Source organism: Saccharopolyspora soli, from assembly GCF_022678645.1.
Classification (GTDB): Bacteria; Actinomycetota; Actinomycetes; order Mycobacteriales; family Pseudonocardiaceae; genus Saccharopolyspora; species Saccharopolyspora soli.
The window spans coordinates 1-22,115 of the sequence record NZ_JALBWV010000055.1; the positions used below are offsets into that span (position 1 = coordinate 1).

Annotated in this window: 16 protein-coding genes; 3 read left to right on the forward strand and 13 right to left on the reverse strand. The window is 68.8% G+C overall.

Annotation, left to right across the window (positions count from 1 at the left end):
- Positions 1–271: 271 nt before the first annotated feature.
- Positions 272–679, reverse strand: coding sequence for an HAD-IA family hydrolase (locus MOQ72_RS32490; protein WP_242189627.1), 408 nt, complete (start codon positions 677–679; stop codon positions 272–274).
- Positions 680–792: 113 nt separating this feature from the next.
- Here MOQ72_RS32490 and MOQ72_RS32495 point away from each other — a divergent pair, with 113 nt between their 5' ends.
- Positions 793–1,143: an Rv3235 family protein gene (locus MOQ72_RS32495; protein WP_242189583.1), complete on the forward strand. Its 351-nt coding sequence runs from the start codon at positions 793–795 to the stop codon at positions 1,141–1,143.
- On the opposite strand, the gene secA is transcribed toward MOQ72_RS32495, so the two are convergent.
- The 7 genes from secA to MOQ72_RS32530 form a co-directional block, all read right to left on the reverse strand.
- The gene (gene secA / locus MOQ72_RS32500; RefSeq protein ID WP_242189584.1) at positions 1,144–4,002 is read right to left on the reverse strand and encodes a preprotein translocase subunit SecA; all 2,859 of its coding nucleotides are present in this window, start codon (positions 4,000–4,002) and stop codon (positions 1,144–1,146) included.
- A gap of 188 nt (positions 4,003–4,190) precedes the next feature.
- Positions 4,191–4,868 (reverse strand): ribosome hibernation-promoting factor, HPF/YfiA family, encoded by a 678-nt coding sequence (hpf, locus tag MOQ72_RS32505; protein WP_242189585.1) that lies wholly within the window; start codon positions 4,866–4,868, stop codon positions 4,191–4,193.
- 420 nt (positions 4,869–5,288) lie between these two features.
- Entirely contained in the window at positions 5,289–5,975 is a 687-nt protein-coding gene (locus MOQ72_RS32510) for a ComF family protein (protein WP_242189586.1), read from the reverse strand.
- 77 nt (positions 5,976–6,052) lie between these two features.
- Positions 6,053–7,777 carry an LpqB family beta-propeller domain-containing protein gene (locus tag MOQ72_RS32515; protein WP_242189587.1) on the reverse strand — a complete coding sequence of 575 codons (1,725 nt, stop codon included), beginning with the start codon at positions 7,775–7,777 and terminating at the stop codon, positions 6,053–6,055.
- Positions 7,777–9,528: an MtrAB system histidine kinase MtrB gene (mtrB, locus tag MOQ72_RS32520; RefSeq protein WP_372495600.1), complete on the reverse strand. Its 1,752-nt coding sequence runs from the start codon at positions 9,526–9,528 to the stop codon at positions 7,777–7,779. Before mtrB ends, MOQ72_RS32515 begins: the two co-directional genes overlap by 1 nt.
- Positions 9,529–9,747: 219 nt before the next feature.
- Positions 9,748–10,425, reverse strand: a complete 678-nt coding sequence (gene mtrA, locus MOQ72_RS32525) for an MtrAB system response regulator MtrA (RefSeq protein WP_277955017.1) — start codon at positions 10,423–10,425, stop codon at positions 9,748–9,750.
- Positions 10,426–10,634: 209 nt separating this feature from the next.
- Entirely contained in the window at positions 10,635–11,279 is a 645-nt protein-coding gene (locus tag MOQ72_RS32530) for a dTMP kinase (protein ID WP_242189588.1), read from the reverse strand.
- A gap of 108 nt (positions 11,280–11,387) precedes the next feature.
- Here MOQ72_RS32530 and MOQ72_RS32535 point away from each other — a divergent pair, with 108 nt between their 5' ends.
- Positions 11,388–11,861, forward strand: coding sequence for an OsmC family protein (locus MOQ72_RS32535; RefSeq protein WP_242189589.1), 474 nt, complete (start codon positions 11,388–11,390; stop codon positions 11,859–11,861).
- Positions 11,862–12,008: 147 nt separating this feature from the next.
- Here the strand turns inward: MOQ72_RS32535 and ahcY are convergent, their stop codons facing one another.
- Positions 12,009–13,472, reverse strand: a complete 1,464-nt coding sequence (ahcY, locus tag MOQ72_RS32540) for an adenosylhomocysteinase (protein WP_242189590.1) — start codon at positions 13,470–13,472, stop codon at positions 12,009–12,011.
- Positions 13,473–13,835: 363 nt separating this feature from the next.
- On the opposite strand from ahcY, the gene MOQ72_RS32545 reads away from it, so the two are divergent.
- Complete coding sequence (locus tag MOQ72_RS32545; RefSeq protein WP_242189591.1) at positions 13,836–16,502, forward strand: alpha/beta hydrolase family protein; 2,667 nt, start codon at positions 13,836–13,838, stop codon at positions 16,500–16,502.
- Positions 16,503–16,898: 396 nt separating this feature from the next.
- Here the strand turns inward: MOQ72_RS32545 and MOQ72_RS32550 are convergent, their stop codons facing one another.
- The 4 genes from MOQ72_RS32550 to MOQ72_RS32565 all read right to left on the reverse strand — a co-directional run bounded on the left by MOQ72_RS32550 (position 16,899) and on the right by MOQ72_RS32565 (position 22,110).
- Positions 16,899–18,434: an amino acid permease gene (locus MOQ72_RS32550; protein WP_242189592.1), complete on the reverse strand. Its 1,536-nt coding sequence runs from the start codon at positions 18,432–18,434 to the stop codon at positions 16,899–16,901.
- Positions 18,435–18,571: 137 nt separating this feature from the next.
- Positions 18,572–19,495, reverse strand: coding sequence for a cation diffusion facilitator family transporter (locus tag MOQ72_RS32555; protein WP_242189593.1), 924 nt, complete (start codon positions 19,493–19,495; stop codon positions 18,572–18,574).
- Between the two features lie 174 nt (positions 19,496–19,669).
- Entirely contained in the window at positions 19,670–20,926 is a 1,257-nt protein-coding gene (gene manA / locus MOQ72_RS32560; protein ID WP_242189630.1) for a mannose-6-phosphate isomerase, class I, read from the reverse strand.
- Positions 20,927–21,030: 104 nt separating this feature from the next.
- A complete protein-coding gene (locus MOQ72_RS32565; protein WP_242189594.1) occupies positions 21,031–22,110 on the reverse strand; it encodes an SIS domain-containing protein in 1,080 nt (359 codons plus the stop codon).
- Positions 22,111–22,115: the final 5 nt, after the last annotated feature.

The window sequence follows — 22,115 nt, forward strand, 5'->3', positions numbered from 1 at the left end:
AACCGCGCAGTCAGGGGCATAAAAGAACACTAACCAAAACAGTCCACTGTTGAGTTCTCAAAGAACACACCCACACCAGACCAAACACATCCAGCAGAGCATTTCCTCTGTCACGAGCCACGACACTACCACCCGAAGGTAGAAGCTTGGTTCGCGACCCCGCATCAGCCCCCGGCCCGATTTCCCGGCCCGTGTCGCGCTGACGTGGAATAATTTACACACCCTCAAAACACCGCCGAACACCACCCCCCTCTAGACGCAAAACACCAGGTCAGGTTGGTAGTTCGAGGTCGAGGAGCGCAACCAACTCGGTGACCGTGGAAGCGACGTCTCGGTGGTGGACGCCGACCATTCCCGCCGCAACCGCACCCACCACGTTGCGGTGGAGATCGTCGACGAACACGCACTGCCGCGGTTCGAGTCCCAACCGGCGTGCGGTCAACAGGTAGATACCGGCGTTCGGCTTCGCGACACCGACCGCCCCGGAGAGCACGACGGTGTCGAACAACCCCATCACCTCCGGGTCGCCGAGGGCGTCGGCGTTGGACACCAAGGCCGTGTTGATTCCGGATCGCCGAGCACATCGGACGACATCGAACAGCGGCGGTGCACCCGAGATCGCGTCACCTGGGTCGTCGAGCACCCCGGCGTAATCCAACAGCAGTCCCTTGAGCTCCACGAGCTGCACGTTAACTCACACGATCGGGGGGTTCCGCGCCGATGTTGACCGCGATCCGGGGGCAAGTTCCTCAGTAAAGCGGGGGACCAGTCGGCCGACCGCCCGGAGGTGCCATGACCGCAGTGCTGCCGCTCGAAACGCCCGAGGCCGTCGACGAGTGCAGCGCTTCCGCAGTCGCCGCGTTCGTCGGTGCGCAGGTCTTCGACGTGCTGTCCGGGCGCAAGCCGGTGCACCAGGTTCGGGAGCACGTTTCGGGACACGTCGCCGGGCTGTTGCTGGCGACTCGGTTGCACGCAGCACAGGGCCCGGACTACCGGCTGCGGTCCGTCCATGCCTGTCCGGTCACCGAGTTCACGGTGGAGGCGTGCATGGTCGTCGGAACGCAGGATCGGGTCCGGGCCCTGGTGCTGCGTGTCGAGCAGGACAACGGTCAGTGGGTGTGCACCCGGTTGTCCCTGGTCTGATCAGCGCTTCTTGTTCTTCTTCGCCTCGGCTCGGGCGGCAGCGCGACGCTCCCGCCGCGTACCGCTACGTCCTTCCGGTCCGTGTGCGGCGTCGCTGGTGGTCTCCACCCCGCCGGTTTCATTCGGTCCCGAGTAGCTCAACCCCTGCTGCTGCGGCGAGTCGAGGCCCTTGCCGCGCAGGGCCGATGGAACCTGCTCGCCCTCGGCTCCGGGGCCATTGCCGAGCTGGCTCAACGCGGGTCCAGGCGACGCGGGCTTGGCCCGCTTGGCCCGCGGCTGCGGGGTCTGGGGGACGTCCGGCATACCGCTGCTGACCTGGCTCACCGACACCGGGACCGCTGGCTCCTCCGGCGCGGGCTGCGGCTCGGCCGCCTCGACCTGGACGTTGAACAGGAACCCGACGGACTCCTCCTTGAGCGCCTCCAGCATCGCCCCGAACATGTCGAAGCCTTCGCGGCGGTACTCGATCAGCGGGTCGCGCTGCGCCATCGCCCGCAGCCCGATGCCCTCCTTCAGGTAGTCCATTTCGTAGAGGTGCTCGCGCCACTTGCGGTCCAGCACGCTGAGCACCACCCGGCGCTCCAGTTCCCGCATCGCACCCTTGCCGACCTTGCCGTCGACCTCGGCTTCGCGCTTGGCGTAGGCGGCTCGCGCGTCCTCCAGGACCAGCTCCAGCAGGTGGTCCTTGGAGAGGTCCTCGTCGTCCTCGACGAGCTCTTCCCAGTTGATCGACACCGGGTACAGCGTCTTCAGCGCGGTCCAGAGCTTTTCGAAGTCCCAGTCCTCGGCGTAGCCCTCGGCGGTCTCCGCGTTGACGTAGGCGGTCACCACGTCGGTGAGCATGTGCATGACCTGCTCGTGCAGGTCCTCACCGGCCAGCACCCGGCGCCGCTCGTCGTAGATGACCGTGCGCTGCTGGTTCATCACCTCGTCGTACTTGAGGACGTTCTTGCGGATCTCCATGTTCTGCTGCTCGACCTGGGTCTGCGCGCTGCGGATGGCGCGGCTGACCATCTTGTGCTCGATCGGCACGTCGTCGGGCACCTTGAGCCGCGTCATCACGGTCTCCACCATGGCCGCGTTGAAGCGCCGCATGAGTTCGTCGCCCAAGGACAGGTAGAACCGGGATTCGCCGGGGTCGCCCTGCCGTCCGGAACGGCCGCGCAGCTGGTTGTCGATGCGGCGCGACTCGTGCCGCTCGGTGCCCAGCACGTACAGTCCGCCGAGCTCGCGGATCTCGTCGCCCTCGGCCTCGACCTGCGCCTTGATCTTCTCGACCACTGCGGGCCACTCGGCCTCGTACTCCTCGCGGTTTTCCACCGGGTCCAGGCCGCGGCTGCGCAGTTCGGCGTCGGCGAGGTGGTCGATGTTGCCGCCCAGCACGATGTCGGTACCGCGACCGGCCATGTTGGTGGCCACCGTGACCGCGCCCTTGCGACCGGCCTCGGCGATGATCGCGGCTTCCCGCGAGTGGTTCTTCGCGTTCAGCACGTTGTGCGGGATGCCCTTTTTGGTGAGCAGCTTCGACAGGTATTCGGAGCGCTCCACGCTGGTGGTGCCGACCAGGACCGGCTGACCCGCGCCGAAGCGCTCCTCGATGTCCTCGGCGACCGCTTCGAACTTCGCCGGTTCGGTCTTGTACACCAGGTCGGGCTGGTCGACGCGGGCCATCGGCTCGTTGGTCGGGATGGGTACCACGCCGAGCTTGTAGGTGCCGTGGAACTCGGCCGCTTCGGTCTCGGCGGTACCGGTCATGCCAGCGAGCTTGTCGTAGAGCCGGAAGTAGTTCTGCAGCGTGATCGTGGCCAGCGTCTGGTTCTCGGCCTTGATCTCGACGCCTTCCTTGGCCTCGATCGCCTGGTGCATGCCTTCGTTGTAGCGGCGCCCGGCGAGGATGCGGCCGGTGAACTCGTCGACGATCAGCACCTCGCCGTCGCGGACGATGTAGTCCTTGTCGCGCTTGTAGAGCTCCTTGGCCTTCAACGCGTTGTTGAGGTAGCCGACCAGCGGGGTGTTGGCCGCTTCGTAGAGGTTTTCGATGCCGAGCTGGTCCTCGATGATCGTGACGCCGTCTTCGGTGACGCCCACGGTGCGTTTGCGCTCGTCGACCTCGTAGTGCTCGTCGCGCTTGAGCATCGGGGCCAGCCGGGCGAATTCCTGGTACCAGCGCGAGGACTGGTCGGCCGGACCGGAGATGATCAGCGGCGTCCGGGCCTCGTCGATCAGGATGGAGTCGACTTCGTCGACGACGGCGAAGTGGTGCCCGCGCTGCACGCAGTCGGCGAGGCTCCAGGCCATGTTGTCGCGCAGGTAGTCGAAGCCGAACTCGTTGTTCGTGCCGTAGGTGATGTCCGCGGCGTATGCCTTGCGCCGTTGGTCCGGCGACATGTCGGCCAGGATCGCGCCGACTTCGAGGCCGAGGAAGCGGTGCACCCGGCCCATCCACTCCGCGTCGCGGCGGGCCAGGTAGTCGTTGACCGTGACGACGTGCACGCCCTCGCCGGTGATGGCGTTGAGGTAGGCGGGGAGCACGCAGGTCAGGGTTTTGCCTTCACCGGTCTTCATCTCGGCGATCTGGCCGAGGTGCAGGGCGGCACCGCCCTGCAACTGGACGTCGAAGTGGCGTTGGCCGAGGGTGCGCTTGGCGCCTTCGCGGGCCACCGCGAACGCCTCCGGCAGCAGCTCGTCGAGGGATTCGCCGTCGGCGTGGCGGCGTTTGAACTCGTCGGTCTTGCCCCGCAGCTCGGCGTCGGACAGCGCGACGACGTCACCTTCGAGCTCGTTGATGTGCGCTGCGATGTTGCGCAGCCGCTTGAGCATCTTGCCCTCGCCGGCGCGGAGCAGTCGGGACAGGACCATCCGGTCGACCTCACTAGCTGATCGTGACGCGTCCGTCACGGACGCTTTGTGGTCATCGTATTAGAGCTGGTGGTGGGGACATATCCGCCCGGTGCGGTCCGGCTGGCGGACCCCCACACGCGGCTGTCCCCCGCGAACCACGGTACGCGGGGGACAGCCGTTCGGGTCGGCGTTGGCGCAGACTCGCCCTACAGGGCTTCGGCCAACCTGATAACGCCGTAGTCGAATCCCTTCCTCCGATAGACCACGCAGGGCCTACCGCTGTCGGCGTCGGAGAACAGGTAGAAGTCGTGTCCGACCAGTTCCATCTGGTAGAGGGCCTGGTCAACCGTCATCGGCTGGGCCGGGTGCTCCTTCTCGCGGACGATGCGGCCGGGTTCGTACCCGTCTTCCGCGGCCATCCGTTGTTCGGGCACTTCGGCGGTGTACTCGGCTGCTTCCTGGGGCGCTTCCAGCAGCGCGGTCCGGCCTTCGGCCGCGGCGGCCCCCTGACCCATCACCACGGGCCGATCCGCCATCGCTGCGGTCGCCTCTGCCACGGAAGTCGGGTTGTGCTGTCCGTAGTGCACCTTTCTGCGGTCGTGCATGCGCCGGAGTCTGCTCTCCAGCTTGGTCGTGGCGGCGTCGAGTGCGGCGTAGAAGTCGCCTGCGCAGGCTTCGGCCCGTACTGGCGTGCCCTTGCCCATCAAAGTGATCTCGACTCGCTGGCAGTTCTTGGCCTGTCGCGGATTGCGCTCGTGGAACAGTTCCACGTCCGCCCGGATGGCCTTCTTGTTGTACCGCTCAAGCCGGGTCAACTTCGCATTGACGTGCTCCCGGTAGTGCTCGGGAACTTCGACGTTGCGACCCTTGACGACGATATCCATTCACGACCTCCGTTCCTTGCGTGCTCCGTAGGCGAGGTGTGCACGGGGCGCCGGGGAACGGCCGATCAGCTCACTTCCGGCGCCAGGGACATGAGTTTCGCTCCTTTCCCTCCGCCTGGGGAGGCTGGATTGAGTGGCACGTTAGCTCGGTTTATCGATTTGTGACACCCCCCGAGTCGGGCGAAGTCAAGCGGCCACCGAGAGTGATTGGTGCCAACGTTCGAAGCAGGCTGAACCTGGTTGCGGACGGTGTTCGGGACACCCCACCGACCCCGTTTTTCACCCGTTCGGGCCCCTTGCGCGGTAGCTCCCCGCGAGCTGGTCGAGGCGGCGGTTTCTGCCTGCTCACAACAGGAAAACGAGTGACCGGCAGGTGAAGTTCCCGAGGCCGTTCGGGTAACAACAAACCACCCGAATGCCTCAGTTGGCCGTTGCGGTCAGGCTGAGCACCGCCGCGACCCGGACATTCGCGGTTTCGAGCGCCGCCAACGCGCTCGCGACCGTCGCGGCAGTGGTGATGACGTCGTCGAGCAGCGCGACTTGCGCCGCTGGTGGGGGAAGACGACCTGTCTGGACGAGCACTCGGCCGGACAGGTTGCGTACTCGTTCGGCGGCGTCCAGCCCAGCCGAGTCCGCCGCCCGGCGAGCGGTGATCAAGCAGTCCGCGACGGCCGTCCGGCAGCCGGACGCGGTCAGTGCGGCGGCCATCCGGTGCGCGATGCGGGACATGTGCGCGCCGCCTCGGCGGCGGGACGCGATCGCCCGCGACGGCGCGGGCACCAGCCACCAGTCGTCGTCGAGCTGGTGTTCCGCGGTGATCGCGCGCAACCCCACCGCGAGGTGTCCGGCCAGCGGCTCGGCGAGGTAGCGGCGGCCGGACTCCTTGTAGGCGAGCACCGCGCGGCGCGCAGCGCCCCGGTAGCGGCCGAGCGCGTACACCGGCGGGCCGGGTTCCAGCAGCGGACGTTCGACGTGCCGCAGCCCGCCCAGCTCTCGCGAGCAGCCTCGGCACCAAGCCGTGCCCACGTCGTCGCAGCCAGCGCAGCGCAGCGGCATCAGCAGGTCGACCAGGCCGGAAAACCCGGCACCGAGCCAGGTGGTGCGCATCGGCCGATCATGGCGCGGATCGCCATTCCGACTCACCGACGCGTGTCGGGCAGCAGGCGAGGTCGGCCCCAGTCGCGCTAGCCCGGGAAGAACGGGATGGAGCCACCGCGGATCGGGACCTGCAGGAGCGACCAGACGTCGTCGGTGTCCCGCGATTCCCACAGCCCGCTTCGATCGGCGACGACCACGCGGGCGCCCGAGCCGACCGTGACCGCGGTCAGCGGTTGGCCGAGGTTCGCCGCGGTGTACGGGTCCCAGCGGAAACCGTCGACCGACACCTCGTAGACCGGCGTGGCGTTGCTGTCGGTGATGGCGACCAGCGAGTCGTTCTCCCGCCACTCGACGCCGGTGATCCGCACGCCCTCCGGTGATGGCAGCGAGATGGCACGTTGCAGCACGGCGTGACCGCCTTCGTCGGACACCCCGGCGACCACGATCTGCCCATCGATCACCGCCGCGACCCGAGTTCCGTCGCGGGACAGCCGCAGATCGGTGATCGACCGACCGCCGGTGAGCTGCCTGGCGTCGACCGACTGCGGCGTCCAGCTGTTGCCGCCGCTGCTCAGTGCCCGCACCACGTCGCGACCGTCCACAACGGTCCACACCTCGGATTTCCCGCGCCAGGTCGGCTTGCTCATGTAGGCGCCGACGGTCGGCAGTTCGGGCAGGTAACCGCCGTAGGGGCCGACCCGCAGCACGACGCCGCCGGGCCGTCTGGCGACGGCCGCGATCTGGCTGCCGTCGGCCGACTGACCAGCCCGGACCACCTCGTACTCGCCGGAGCCCGCCGGGCCGGGGATCGGTTGCGCGGCCCGGTCCAGCGTCACCAGCCGCTCGTCGACCACGGCCAGTCCGGGCAGGTCGGGGCGCGCGACGTTGTTGGCCTCGTACGGCACGAGGTCGGTTGGCCGCAGGTCCTGCACGTCCGGCAGCAGCGGCAGGCCCTCCTCCTTGATCCGCACCCGCGCGTTGCTGACGGTCTGCAGGGAGAACACGACCTGGGCGGCGATCAGCCGCCGGTTCTCGCGCGGCACGTCGCCGAGATCGCTGAGGTTGACCTCCAACGCGCCGTCCCTGGCTTCGCTGGTGTTCGTCTTGGGGTGCACGCCAGGCGGGATCGCGGTGTTCACCGCCGACCGCAGTCCCTCCGACGGGCCGGTGGTCAGCAGGTCGATGACCCGCCTCGGCAGCGTGCTCGCCGGTTGCGACACCACGTAGCGCAGATCCGGGACGACGCCGGTCGAATCGTGGTCCAGGAAGTAGATCGGCACCGGGCGGTAGACCGCGTTGAACGAGCCCCTGCTGGCGACGAGTTCGGGCGGTGGGGTCGCGATGCGCCACTGCCCGTCCGGCTGGCGCTCCACCCGCATCTGGATCTGGTACTCACCGACCTCCGGCACGAAGGACGAGTCCGGCAGCAGCCGCCCGACCTTGTCGGCCTGCAGGGTGACCATCTGCACGCCGTCGGGCAGCGGCATCGGCTGCGGTGCCGGGATGGTGTCGACGTTGTCCACGATCAACAAACCCGGCAGCGGGCCCCAGCTCTGGTGCGCCGCCGGGGTGAGGTGCAGTCGGGCGGCTTCGTGGTTGCTTTCCGGGGCGGCGGCCAAGTCGACGAAGCTGCGCACCAGGGCGAGCGGATCGGCGCCGCTCGGTGGGGGGCTCACTGGTGCGGTCGCGTTGCTCTCGTCGACTTCCTTGACCGCTTTGGGGTTCGAGCTCTGCGGGATCGACGCGCAGGCCGACAGACCGAGCAGCAGGACCACGAGCGCCGCCAGTCGGCGGGCGGAGCGCACGCCCATCAGTTGCCCTCCCAGGTCTTCTCGGACAACCGCGCCGGTCCCTGGTCGCGGATCTCCACCTCGCCGGTCTCCCCGTCCTGCGGCGGGTCGAATCCGGCGGCCAGCAGCGCTTCAGGCGCGGCGATGCGGCGGGTACCCGGCAGCGGCAGCGGACTGCCGTCGAACGCCTCGCCCGGCCGTCGGGGCAGGGTGACGCGGAAGCACGAACCTTCGCCGGGCTCACCCCACGCGTCGAGCGCACCGCCGTGCAACCGGGCGTCCTCCTGGCTGATCGACAGCCCGAGGCCGGTGCCGCCGGTGCGCCGGTTTCGCGACGGGTCAGCCCGCCAGAAGCGGGTGAACACCAGCTCGGCTTCGCCAGCGCGCAGGCCGACACCGTAGTCCCGCACCGTGATCGCGACCGCTTGTTCGTTGCTGCCGAAGCGGATTTCCACCGGTCCGCCTTCGGCGTGGTCGATCGCGTTGGCCACCAGGTTGCGCATGATCCGCTCCACCCGGCGGGCGTCGGCGACGATGGTGAGCTCCGAATCCGCGGTGGTCGGCGCGATCACCCGCAGCTCCACGCCGCTGGTGTCGGCGATCGCGCGCAGCGACTCCACGGCGCGGTCCACGATCTCGGTCAGGTCCAACTGCTCTGCGGCCAGGTCGGCGACCCCGGCATCCAGCCGGGAGATCTCCAGCAGGTCGGCCAGTAGCAGTTCGAACCGGTCGAGTTCGTCCACCAGCAGCTCGGTCGACCGGGACAGACCGGGCGGGAACTCCTCGCGGGAAGCGTGCAGCACATCGGCGGCCATCCGCACGGTGGTCAACGGGGTGCGCAGTTCGTGCGAAACGTCCGAGGTGAACCGGCGTTGCAGCTGGCCGAACTCCTCCAGCTGCGTGATCTGCTGCTTGAGGCTGTCGGCCATCTCGTTGAACGACTCGGCCAGCCGGGCCACGTCGTCCTCGCCGATCACCCGCATCCGCTTGTCCAGGTCACCTTCGGCGAGCTCCTCGGCGATCTGCGCGGCCTGCCGCACCGGACGAACCACCTGGCGGGTCACCAGGTTCGTGATAGCACCCACCATCACCAGCAGGACGGCGCCGCCGAGCAGCAGGGTCTGCTGCACGACGACGAGGGTGCGCTGTTCGGCGGTCAGCGGGAACAGCAGATAAGCCTGCAACGGCCGGGTAGCGCTGCTCACCGGGGTCCCCACGGCCAGCATCGTGACCGGACCGTTGTCGGTCTCCACTGTGGTGATCTTGGTGGCCAGCTGGCCGCGTTCGACGAACTGGCGGAGGTCCGGCGGCACGTCGTCGATCGGGCCAGCCGCCGGTTGCTGCCGTCGATCGCCCGGCGCGTGCCCGTCGACCAGCACCGGCTCGAAGGCTCCGGCCACCGTCTCGGTGGTGGACTGCCCGGAAGACGTGGTCGTCAACCGGTTCAGCGCCGCTTGCAGCTGTTCGGAGACGTTGTCCGAGTTCGGGTCGACCGCGGTCAGCTCGCGTTCCAGGATCGGTTGGCTGTACTCGGCCTGCGCGATCGCGGCGTTCTCCTTGGCGGCCACCAGCTGCGAGGTGATCTGCCATTGCAGCACCATGCCCAGCACGAAGATCACGGCCAACGACAAGGCGAGCGTGCTCACCACGACGCGCAGCTGCATCGACCGCCGCCACAGCGCTTCGAAGCGGTGCCACCGGTCGCGGAGCTCCTCGCGGGCACGACAGATCAACCGCCGCACCACGCGGCCTCGACGTGCCAACACGCTCACTGCAACCGTCCCTCGGGGCCCCTCCACAACCACGACCGGCTAGCAACTGTGCCAAAAGCCCGGTCCGCGGCTTGCACCGACCACCCGTAGGTTGCGCTGCGCTTCGACGTGGACAGCGCACGGCGAGGTGGCGTCCGAAGGCCCACAGCACGCAACGCCGGGCGATTGCCCGAGAACAGCGCCTGTCCCGCGAACAGGCGCTCCGACATGGTCACCGCATCACGGCGGGCCAGCTTTGTAGCCGACACCGCGGACCGTGAGCACCACCTCGGGACGCTCCGGGTCGCGCTCCACTTTCGAACGCAGGCGCTGGACGTGCACGTTGACCAACCGGGTGTCGGCGGCATGCCGGTAACCCCACACCTGCTCCAGCAGGACCTCGCGGGTGAAGACCTGGCGCGGCTTGCGGGCCAACGCCACCAGCAGGTCGAACTCCAGCGGGGTCAACGCGATGGGCTGGCCCTCGCGGGTCACCTCGTGGCCGGGCACGTCGATGGTCACATCGCCGATGGTGAGCACCTCGGCTGGCTCCGCGTCAGTCCGCCGCAGCCGAGCACGCAGCCGGGCGACCAGTTCCTTCGGCTTGAAGGGTTTGACGACGTAGTCGTCGGCGCCGGACTCCAGGCCCAGCACCACGTCCACCGTGTCGCTCTTCGCCGTCAGCATCACGATCGGCACGACGGACTCGGTGCGGATGGCCTTGCAGACGTCGATGCCGTTCATCCCGGGTAGCATCAAATCCAGCAGGACCAGGTCGGGTTTGAGCTCCCGCAGGGCAGGCATCGCCTTGGTACCGTCGCTGACGACGGCAGTCTCGAACCCTTCTCCTCGGAGCACGATGGTCAGCATTTCGGCCAGGGCCGGATCATCGTCCACCACGAGCACGCGTGCCTTCATGGCCAACATGGTTGCACTAGTCACTCGACTGCTGTGCATCCACCCGCTGATCGTCGCCGCAGGTCGCGGCACAGAGACCGGATCGGCCCAATGGGTACCGCTGAATGGAGCAGATGGCGCGGAAGTCCAGGCGCTGGCGATCGAACGTCGCAGCGCAGGCGACACACGTTGTCCTGCAACGTGGTTCCGACGACGTGCACTTCGGACGGTTATGCCAGGACGTGCTCGTCGACGATAGCGCCGAAGTCGACCTCGCTGGCGCCGTCCACCACGATCCACGGTGACCACCAGTGCTCAGCCGCGAGCTCTGCGTACACCTCGCCGCAGCGCTGCTGCAACGAGGCATCGGATTCGAAGTTGTCCCGCTGCCGGTCCACTTCGGTCCGCTCGCGGTGCTCAGCTCGGCGGGCCGCCAGCTCCGTCGACACCTGCAGCAGGATCTGGAGATCGGGCTTCGGCAGCGCGAAGCGCGTCACCTCCAGCTCGTGGACCCAGGCGACGAAGTCGCCGTGGCTGTTCTGGTGGAGCCGAGCGGCGCCGTAGGCGGCGTTCGAGGCGACGTAGCGATCGAGGAGGACGACGTCGTGCGCGCGGAGGTCCGCGCGCAGCGAGGCCGCCGCGGCGCGGCGGTCGAGCGCGTATAGGACCGCCATGCCGTGCACGGAGTCGCCGAGGTCGCCGTGGCGGCCGCGGAGCGCCTCGGCGACGAGCTCGGCGTGGACGTCGTCGGCGTAGCGCGGGAACGCCGCGCGTGCCACGGAGTGGCCGCGAGCGGTCAGCTCCGCCTCGATCCCGTTGGCGAGCGTGCGCTTGCCCGCGCCGTCCAGCCCCTCGATGACGATCAGTCGACCCACACCGACGACGGTAGTCGAGCGCACCCACTGTCCGACCGCGTGCCCCGATCTGGTCATCGGCTGGCGAATCCTCTTTTCCAGCAAGCAGATCTGTTGTATACAACCGGTATGCCAAAGACGCACGCTTATCAGGCGACGGTCACCTGGACCGGCAACACCGGCGAAGGCACCGCTTCGTACCGCAGCTACTGCCGCGAGCACGTCGTGGACATCGACGGCAAACCGCGGTTGACGGCCTCGGCCGATCCCGCGTTCCGCGGCGACCCCGCGCTGGTCAACCCGGAAGACCTCCTGGTCGTCGCGCTGTCCGAATGCCACATGCTCTGGTACCTCGCGCTGTGCAGCACGTCCGGCGTCGTCGTCGCCACCTACCAGGACGAGGCGAGCGGGGTCATGGCGGAGGACAACGACACCGGCGGGCATTTCACCGAGGTCGTGCTCCGCCCGAAGGTGACCGTCACCGACGCCGCGATGCTGCCGACGGCTGAGAAGTTGCACGACGAGGCGCACCGCAAGTGCTTCATCGCGAACTCGGTGAACTTCCCGGTGCACCACGAACCGGAGATCAGCGTCGACAGCTGACCCCGGCACGCGACTCAGCCGGACCGCACTCCGGCCACCCGACGCGCCCCATCGCGGCGAAGCGGGTTCGGCCCCTTAACGGCGACAGCAACTCCCGCGGGGGGCCGCCACCCGCACCACCACGCAAAACGAGTACGAAGACCGCCTCTAGTACCGGTAGTGCTCCGGCTTGTACGGGCCTTCCACATCGACGTCGATGTATTCGGCCTGGTCCTTGCTGAGTTTCGTCAGCTCGCCACCAAGCGCTTGCACGTGGATGCGGGCGACCTTCTCGTCGAGGATCTTGGGCAGCCGGTAGACCTCGTTGTCGTACTCCTTGTACTTGGTGAACAGCTCGATCTGGGCGATCGTCTGGTTGGAGAACGAGGTGGACATCACGAAGCTCGGGTGACCGGTGGCGTTGCCCAGGTTGAGCAGTCTGCCTTCGGACAGCACGATGATCGACTTGCCGTTGCCGAACACCCACTCGTCGACCTGCGGTTTGATCTGCACCCGGCGCACGTCGGAAGCGCGCTGCAGACCGGCCATGTCGATCTCGTTGTCGAAGTGGCCGACGTTGCCGAGGATCGCCTGGTGCTTCATCCGCCGCATGTGGTCGATGGTGACGATGTCCTTGTTGCCGGTCGTGGTGATCACGATGTCCGCCTGCTCGATGACGCTGTCCAGCCGAGCCACCTGGTAGCCGTCGAGCAGCGCTTGCAGCGCGTTGATCGGATCGATCTCCGTGATGATCACGCGGGCCCGCTGGCCGCGCAACGACTCCGCCGAGCCCTTGCCGACGTCGCCGTAGCCGCACACCACGGCCACCTTGCCACCGACCAGCACATCGGTGCCCCGGTTGATGCCGTCGATCAGCGAATGCCGGATGCCGTACTTGTTGTCGAACTTCGACTTGGTCACCGAGTCGTTGACGTTGATCGCCGGGAACAGCAGCTCGCCCTGCGCGGCCAACTGGTAGAGGCGGTTGACGCCGGTGGTGGTCTCCTCGGTGACGCCCCGGATGCTCGACGCGGCCTGCGTCCACTTGGCGGGATCGGCCGCCAACGACGCGCGCAACCGGTCCAAGATCACCTTGAGCTCATCCGGGTCGTCGTCCGCCGGATTCGGCACCACACCGGCCTTTTCGTACTGCACCCCCTTGTGCACCAGCAGGGTCGCGTCGCCGCCGTCGTCCAAGATCATGTTCGGCTGCTGGTCACCGGGCCAGGTGAGCATCTGCTCGGTGCACCACCAGTACTCCTCCAGCGTCTCGCCCTTCCACGCGAACACCGGGACGCCCTTCGGCTCCTCCGGGGTCCCGTGCGGGCCAACGGCCACCGCAGCGGCCGCCGCGTCGTCGGTGGAGAAGATGTTGCAGGAGGCCCAGCGCACCTCGGCGCCCAGCGACACCAGGGTCTCGATCAGCACCGCGGTCTGCACCGTCATGTGCAGCGAACCGGAGATGCGCGCGCCCTTCAGCGGATACACCTCGGCGTACTCGCGGCGGAGCGCCATCAGGCCGGGCATCTCGTGCTCGGCCAACCGGATCTGGTTCCGGCCGTCTGCGGCCAGCGCCAGGTCTGCGACGGCGAATTCGACACCGTTGCGGGTCTGCAGCTTGTCGGCACTCATCTGTCGGACTCCTTGGCGGACGCGGCCCGGTCGGGGCACGGATTCGGCAGCCGAGCCTACCGCCAGCGCATGGACGGCCGTGGTCCGCGAGCGCACCGGAGATGCACACCGCCGCCGACCGGCGCAGCTGGCGCGAACCGCCCCGAGGTGGGCAGATCCGCACGGGGATAGCCCGTTCCGCGGCATTCCCCTGGCACCCGACACCCGCCCAGCTGCCCAAAATGAGCCCAGGAACTACCGGGAACTCGGGACATGGGGTACCTCGGGCGATCACAATCGAACGCACAGCGCTCGCCAGATGTCGATCTGCGGTGGAGAATCGCCACCGGCGTTCGACGATCAACAACCGCTCTGGAGGATCCAGTGCAAGTACCCGGGCCCGACACCCGCGTCGTCGAGCTGCGGGTACACGGCATCCTCGGCACCACTGGCGACGAGTTGACCGATTCGGTGGCCTCGGTGGACGTCGCCGGTGACGGCGTGGGCCGCATCGTGCGCCCAGCCGACCGGCTGCGCCGTCCGGTGCCGGGACCGATGCTTTCGACCGGTGACCGTTCGGTGCCTCGGATCGTCGAAGGCTACGTCTGGGGCGGCATGACCTCCGGCGGCCTGGCGAAGGCGACTTGGGCTCTGCTGTTCCCGTTCGCGCTGGCCAACATGGCGCACTGGATGCTGCCACCAGCCCGCTCCGGAAACCCACTCAGCCAGGCGCTTTCGTCCGCGCTGCGCGCACTGCTCCGGCTTTCGGCCCTGCTGCTGACGATGCTGTTCGTCGCACAGCTGGCCGTGGTCAGCTTGGACCTGGTGGCCGCGCAATGCCTGCAGCCGGGCGCGCCCTGCATGGAGTTCGTCCCGGACGCGGTCCGGAGCATCGACATCCTGCGCTCATCGGCGGCGTTGCTACCAATCGCGCTCGTGATCCTCCTGATGCATCGTCTGTCCAATGTGTCTTGGCAGGTCTCCGCGCCCAAGACTGAGAAACCGCAGCATTCGGCGCGCGCGCCGATGTTGCCCGGCGCGAACGTGGTCGCCGACCCGGACACACCGGCACTCCGAGCCCTGCACGTCGTCGCCGCACTGTCCACTGTGGCGATCCTCGTGCTGGGTGGGCCGTTCGTGGTCACCGCCGATCCGCGCTGGTTGGCCGCCGCGGCCTTGCTCGGCATCGCCCTGATCGGAACCGCTGCGCTCGACGACCCGGCCGGATCGCGCCCCAGCGGCAAGGAAAAGACGCTCCGGGCCTTGCTCGGGCGAACACCGCGCCGCGTGCTGATGACGGCAGCCGCGGTACTGCTGTGCTCGGTCGCGTTCTTCCCCGGACCGCTGGCTGGTCCGCTGCCGGGTTCCGGCACCACGATCGACGCCATCACCGGTGCGCTGGTGATCACGTGCGTCGCGGTGGCCGTCCTGCTCGCGCCCGCCGCGCTGCTCGCGCGACCCGATTGGCGGGCCTGCCCGCGTGGGCTGCGGCCCTGGGCTGGCGGCTGGATGACCGCCCCGGTGCTGATGCTCGCCTGCATGCTCGGCAACGGCTTCGGCGCTGGGCTGGGGCTCAGCGTGCGCCAAGCACTGGGTGTCCAGCAGGAACCGGGCGACCCCGCGCTGCGGCTGCCCGCCGCGTACGACGACGTGACGGTCTTCTGGGGCACGACCGCCGTGCTCATGCTGGCGGCCGCGATCGTCGGAATCCCGTGGATGTTGTTGAAGCGGTGGCAGGCGGAGCGCAACGACGACGACAACGACATCCCGGAGGAGGTCGCGCTGCTGCATGCCGGTCGGAGGCAGGATCAGCGCGCGGCGGCGAACGCCTGGCAGTGGGCGGACCTGCAACGTCGTTACTCACATCAAGTTCTCCTCGTGATCGCTGGGGTGCTGGCGGTCAGCACCGCGTTGACCCTGGCGGCCCGGTTGGTCGGGCTGCCGCGCTGGGCGTGGTCGGGCTGGCTGGTCGGCGTCGGGGTCGCCGCGCTGGCGACGCTCGCCGTCGGATTGCTGCGGATGGTGTACCTGGCGGCCACCAAGCGGGACACCGCGCGCTACCTCGGAGTGCTTTGCGATCTGGCGCTGTTCTGGCCCCGTGAAGCGCATCCCGTGGTGCCGCCGTGCTACGCGCTCAAGGTGATCCCCGAACTCGCCGACCGCGCCACCGAACACCTCGCCGACCCGAACACCCGTGTCGTGCTCGTCGGGCACAGCCAGGGCAGCCTGCTCGCCGCCGTCGCCACCGCTCGGCTGCTCGAGTCGCTGCCCGAGGCCGACCGCGAGCGGGTCGGCCTGGTGACCGCGGGCTCCCAACTCCAGTGGGCGTACCCGCGGGCGTTCCCCGGCGTGGTGCCGCACGCCGCGCTGCGCGATCTCGCCGGTGCGCTGGGCGGCCGCTGGCGCTCGCTGTGCCGGGGCACCGACCCGATCGGCGGCGCGGTGAGCACCTGGAACCGACAGGTCTACGACGGCATGCTGATCGGGGTCGGGTTCCGAGCGGACGGCTCCGAGGGGCCGTTGCCCGCCGCCACCCGCGGCCCGACCGGCGCGCTGGTGCTAGGCAGCGACCACTGGCTCCCGGATCCGCAGCGCGGGCCGTTCTCCTGCCGCCGCTGGGTCCCCGGCGTGCTCGGGCACACCGATTACAGCGGCGACCCGGAATGGGACCGGGCGGTCGCGATGGCCGCTGGCCTGGAGACCCCGGTCCGCGGCGCCGCGCTGCCGCTGCGACCGCAGACCCCGACACCGGCCCAGGCCCCAACCGCGCCAAGCCCCCCGAAGCCGCCGAACCTGCCCGCGCAGGGCGGCGACGGCGGGTCTCTCACCGAGACCATCGAGGAATTGTCGCACCGCCCGGCGGAATCCGAGCAGCCCGAAACGACGCGGATCGCCAAGACCGGCGAGCGGGCGCGGGCCACCGCGACGACGCCACGGCAGCAGGGAGCGAAACCGCGCCCGGAGCCCTCGGTGCTACCGGAGATCACCGAACCCCGTGGCCGCACTGCGCCGTGGGAACGCGGGATGTCGCTACGCGCGTCTGAACACTGAGCAGCGCCGGAGCGCCGCGACCGGCCAGCCGACGCATCGGCGGCCACCCGCGCGCCGACTTCCCGCACTGGCGCGGCCTTCGGCACGCCACGCTTCGGCTCGCCGACCTCCGCCGCGTGGCGCGCGGGCGGCGGAGCACCTGACTGCTCCCCATCGTCCATGCGCAGCAGCACTGCTTCCCCGAATCCGAACACCCCGCTGCGACGGTGTGCGGTGGGCTGACTGTTCCTGGTTCCGACTGTCTTCGATGCCATGTTCGCCATGATCCCGATCCGAGCCCCGGCGGTCATCACTCAGCCAGGTGAACATTTGTTCGAAACCCAGGGCGGGGTCAGGACGGGGTCAAAAGGAAACGGCGCCGCCCGGTTGGACGGCGCCGTTTCAGCGATCGATGCGCTACTTGCTCGACTCCGAGCCGTGCGCCACCGCGCCACCGGATGCCACCTCGGACTCCCGCTGTCCCAGCCGCGAGTGGCTGCGGCCGTACAGGAAGTAGATCAGCACACCGGCGGCCATCCAGACCACGAACCGGACCCAGGTCAGCGCGGTCAGGTTCAGCATCAGCCAGAGGCAGGCCAGGATCGCCAGGATCGGCACCAGCGGCACCAGCGGGGCGCGGAAGCCGCGCGGCAGGTCGGGCCGGGTCTTGCGGAGCACGATCACGCCCAGCGAGACCAGCACGAACGCGAACAACGTGCCGACGTTGACCATCTCTTCCAGCTTGTCCGCCGGGAAGAAACCGGCCGCCACGATCACGATGACCCCGACCAGCACGGTGGCCCGGACCGGCGTGCCGTGCTTCGGATCGGTCTTGGCCAGCCCGCGCGGCACCAGACCATCACGGGACATCGCGAACAGCACGCGGGTCTGCCCGAGCAGCAGCACCATGACGACCGTCGTCAGACCGGCCAGCGCGCCGACCGAGATGATCGCCGCCGCCCAGGTCACACCGTGCTGGGAGAATGCCGTGGCCAGCGTGGACCGCGTGCCGTCCGGGCTGGTGGCCAGGTCGGTGTAGGGCACCATGCCGGTGACCACCAGCGCGACCGCGACGTAGAGCACGGTGACGATCGCCAGGCTGCCGAGGATGCCGCGAGGCGCGTCGCGCTGCGGGTTGCGGGTCTCCTCCGCGGTGGTGGCGACGATGTCGAAACCGATGAAAGCGAAGAACACCAGCGACGCCGCGGCCAACAGGCCGAAGACGCCGTAGGTGCTGGTCTCACCGCCGAGGATCAACGACAGCAGCGACTGCTCCAGCTTCGGGCCGGATTCCGTGGCGATCTCCGCTGGCGGGACGAACGGCGTGTAGTTGGCCGCGTTGACGTAGGCCAGGCCGACCACGATGACCAGCAGCACCACGGCCACCTTGATCAGCGTGATGACCAGGCTGACCCGGGCCGACAGCTTCGTGCCGAGGGCGAGCAGCGTGCACAGCACCGCCACCAGCAGCACCGCACCCCAGTCGAACTGCAGCGATCCCATCGGCAGCACGGTGGGCACGTCCAGACCGATCAACCCGAGCACCTGCTCCAGGTAGATCGACCAGCCCTTGCCCACCGCGGCTGCGGCCACGGCGAACTCCAGGATCAGGTCCCAGCCGATGATCCAGGCGATGAACTCGCCGAACGTGGCATATGAGTACGTGTAGGCGCTACCCGCGACCGGCACCGTCGAGGCGAATTCGGCGTAGCACAGCGCGGCGAGCCCGCAGGCGATGGCCGCGAGCACGAACGCCAGTGACACCGAGGGACCGGAAACATCGCCTGCGGTTCGCGCGGCGAGTGTGAAAATACCGGCACCGATGACCACCGACACCCCGAAGACGATCAAGTCCCAGGTGCCGAGGTTCTTGCGCAGCTTGGTGTCCGGCTCGTCGGTGTCCAAGATGGATTGTTCGACCGACTTGGTTCGCCACAGCCCAGTGCCTGGCACTGTCGCCCTCCCTCATTAATCCCAAATGGTGGGTCGCACACTAACGCGGCAGTGTCGCAATCGGAACTGGCTGACTTGAGTCCGCCACGCGTTTCGTTAACACGTTGTGATGCGGCTACCCATCACACCATCCCTGGTCAGCGCGTCGCAGCCCGGCCTCGTTCCAAGTCCGGTTCCAAATAGATCAGTCGCGCCGCGGGCACCTTCGCCCGGATCCGCGCCTCGGCGGCGTCAATCTCGCCAGCCACCTCCGCCACCGACAACGCCGGGGAGAGGCCGATCTTGGCGGCCACCAGCAACTCCTCCGGGCCGAGGTACTGGGTCCGGATGTGGATCACCTTCTCGACCCGCTCGGACTCCAGTTGGGCCACGATCTCGTCGAGCACGTCGCGGTTCGCGCCTTCCCCGATGAGCAGGCTCTTCGTCTCGATGATCAGCACGATCGCGATCACCCCGAGCAGCACGCCGATGCACACGGTGCCAACGCCGTCCCACACCGGGTCGCCGGTCAGCACGGTGAGACCAACGCCACCCAACGCGAGCACCAACCCGACCAGCGCTCCGAGGTCCTCCAGCAGCACCACCGGCAGTTCCGGGGTCTTGGCCTGGCGGATGAACTGCCACCAGGTCAGCCCGCCCTTGAGGGTCCTCGACTCCTTGATCGCGGTGACGAAGCTGAAGGTCTCCAGGCCGATCGCGATCAGCAGGATCAGCACCGCTACCCACGCCGACTGCAGCGGCTCGGGATGCTCGACCTTGTGGATGCCCTCGTAGAGCGCGAACACCGAGCCGAGGCTGAACAGCAGCAGCGCGACCACGAAGGAGTAGAAGTACCGGTCCCGGCCGTAGCCGAAGGGGTGCTCCTCGGTGGGTTTGCGCTGCGAGGTCTTCCGACCCAGCAGCAGCAGGCCCTGGTTGGAGGTGTCGGCGAGCGAGTGCACCGACTCCGCCAGCATCGAAGATGAGCCGGTGAACAGGAATCCGCCGAACTTGGCCACGGCGATGCCCGCGTTCGCGGCCAGTGCGGCCAGGATGGCCTTGGCCCCGCCTCCTGCTGACACGATGTATCTCCTGATTCGCTATGCGGTCCGGCCAGCGCCGATGTCGGGTGGAATCTACCGGCTGACCCGGTATCCGAGTGACGAAGTAGGCACAAGTCTCAAAGCCCGTCTTCGAACTCGTTTCGCGTGGCGGTCCGGGACTTCCGTTGCGGCCAGCGTCACCGCGGTGCGGCTTCAGAACCTACCGGCGGCGGCCCGGAACACCTGGGCGCCACCGTCGGCGTCGAGCTCGACGGCGTGCACCTGGACAGCCGGGTCAGATGCGGCCAGCCACACCGACTGACCGCGATCCAGCCGCAGTTCGCGGGGCAGCGACCCGTTGGTCCGATGTGCACCGCTGGTCAGCTGGACGCTTCCCTTGGTGCACAGCAGTATCTGCGGCCCGGACGAATCCAGGTGGACGGTGCCGGACTCGGCCGGGGTCCAGTCCAGTCTGGACAGTTCGAATTCGTCCGCCGGGGTCCGGTAGGCGGTCAGGTTCGCGTCCAGCGACTCGCCCTTGAGCACCCGCATGTCGCCGCAGGCGAAGTCCAGCACCCGCAGCAACTCCGGGACGTCGACGTGCTTGGGCGTCAATCCGCAGCGCAGGATGTTGTCGGAGTTCGCCAGGATCTCGATGCCGGTGCCGTGCAGGTAGGCGTGCAGGTTCCCGGCGGGCAGGAAGATCGCCTCGCCCGGTTGCAGCACCAGCCGGTTCAGCAGCAGGCTCGCGAGCACCCCGGCGTCGTTCGGGTACGCCTCGCCGAGTTCGAGCACCGTCCGGCATTCGAGGGCGAACTCGCCCCGGCCGCGCACGTGCGCCACGCAGGCTTCGAGCAGATCTGGCAGCACTTCGCGCAGGTAGTGCTCGGGGAGCGTGATCCAGGTGGTGAACAACGCACGCAGTCCGTCGGCATCGGGTTGCGCGGCGAGCAGATCGCGGTGGGCCCACAGGCTCGGCACCGCCAGCTCGTCCAGCAGTCGCACGGTGCGATTCGCCTCGCGGAATCCGGCCAGCGCGTGGAACTCGGTCAGCGCGCAGATCAGCTCTGGTTTCGCGGTGGGATCCGGGTAGTTGCGGTTGGCCGCGTTGCGCGCGATGCCCGCTTCCTCTTCCCGCCGGAAGCCCTCCGCGGCCTGCTCCGCCGACGGATGTGCCTGCAGGCTCAGCGGTTCGTCGGCGGCGAGCACCTTGAGCAGGAACGGCAGGCGGCCGCCCCAGCGCCGCACGCACCCCGTGCCCAGGTGGTGCGCGGGGTCGGCGTCCAGCAGGGAGAGCAGCGACACCTCGTCGCCGTCCGGCCGGATCACCCGCGACGGGTCACCTGGATGAGCGCCCATCCACAATTCGGCTTCGGGGTGCGGTGTCGGGACAGGCCGACCGAGCAGATCAGCAATAGCGGTACGCGAGCCCCACGCATAGGGGCGCACCGCGTTCCGCAGTAGCTCCACAGTCGTTCTCGCTTCCTCGTCTTGCGTCTGCTCGCCCGCGACACCCAGCACAGCACACCGCATCCGGTCGACGGGCCGCATCGGGGCATTCCCGGAACTTTCCCTCAGTGCACCGCCAGTGCTGGCCAGCCGGGCCCGTTGAGGGTTCCGGCGGCCAACCCCAGGTAGACGGCGGCCAGATCGAATCGGGTGGCCAGCGCCGCGGACCGCAGCACGGCGTCGGCGCGCACCGACTCACCTGGCGTGACCAGGTCCGCACTGGGCAAATCGCGCGTCGCGGCTCGTTCGAAGACCTCTCCCTGCGCGTCGTGCCGCGCACTGACCAGGAACACGCGAAGCAGTGCACCGGGGTTGTCCTCGGGATCGGCGAACAGATCCGCCTCGGAGCCGACCGCGGCGGCAGCGCGGTGCAGCGCCCGCTCGGTGGCCGCCTGCGGGTAGTCGGCGACGTAGGAGGGCACCCCCGCGTGGCTGCCGAGCGCGAACGCGCCGTGCGCAGCCACCGCCGTGGAAACCGGGTCGATGCCCCACAGCAGCGGGGTGCGGTCGGCCAGGCGCAGCGCCAGCGACTTCGCGGGGTTGATCAGCGACTCGTGGCTCGGGTGGGCGCGCTCGGCTTCCCGGTCCAGCTCGTCGGCCAACTGTTCGGCGTCGAAGGTCAGCAGGCCCAGTGCGGCGATGGTGCTGATCCCGGCCGCGAAGACGTGTGCGAACGACAGCGCTGGTGGCACCGGGACGCGCGGCGACAGCAACTTGGCGCGGCCCGCACCGGCAGCCGCGACCGGGCCGTCCGACGGGACCGCCAGCACGACCGTCGCATTGCGGCGGCAGGCGACCGATATCGACTCGGCCAGCACCGCGTCGCCCACGTCGTCGGTGTGCGCGAAGACGACGTCCAACGCGCCGATCCACGCCGGAATCGACTCGGCGACCACCACTGGAACCGGGCACCGCGGGCCGAGCAGCGCGGCGAGCAACCGGCAGACCGCCGGGCCGACGCCGGGCCGCGCCACCAGCACCAGGGCGCGCGGGCGACCGTCGGCGAGGTCGTCCAGGCCCACCTCGCTCGCGGTCTCCATCGCGGCGCGAACCTGCGCGCCGGAAAGGGCCGCGAGTCGCAGCAACCCACCGGCGTCCACGTCGGCCAGCCTGGCCGCGTCGTCGAAGAGACTGTCGTCCAGCACGAACG

Bases quoted from the DNA above. Each gene is read 5' to 3' on its own strand.
- hpf (WP_242189585.1), bottom strand. From the start codon at position 4,868: ATGGATATCGTCGTCAAGGGTCGCAACGTCGAAGTTCCCGAGCACTAC.
- ahcY (WP_242189590.1), bottom strand. From the start codon at position 13,472: ATGAGTGCCGACAAGCTGCAGACCCGCAACGGTGTCGAATTCGCCGTC.
- mtrA (WP_277955017.1), bottom strand. From the start codon at position 10,425: ATGAAGGCACGCGTGCTCGTGGTGGACGATGATCCGGCCCTGGCCGAA.
- MOQ72_RS32495 (WP_242189583.1), top strand. From the start codon at position 793: ATGACCGCAGTGCTGCCGCTCGAAACGCCCGAGGCCGTCGACGAGTGC.
- MOQ72_RS32510 (WP_242189586.1), bottom strand. From the start codon at position 5,975: ATGCGCACCACCTGGCTCGGTGCCGGGTTTTCCGGCCTGGTCGACCTG.
- MOQ72_RS32535 (WP_242189589.1), top strand. From the start codon at position 11,388: ATGCCAAAGACGCACGCTTATCAGGCGACGGTCACCTGGACCGGCAAC.
- secA (WP_242189584.1), bottom strand. From the start codon at position 4,002: ATGGTCCTGTCCCGACTGCTCCGCGCCGGCGAGGGCAAGATGCTCAAG.
- MOQ72_RS32515 (WP_242189587.1), bottom strand. From the start codon at position 7,777: ATGGGCGTGCGCTCCGCCCGCCGACTGGCGGCGCTCGTGGTCCTGCTG.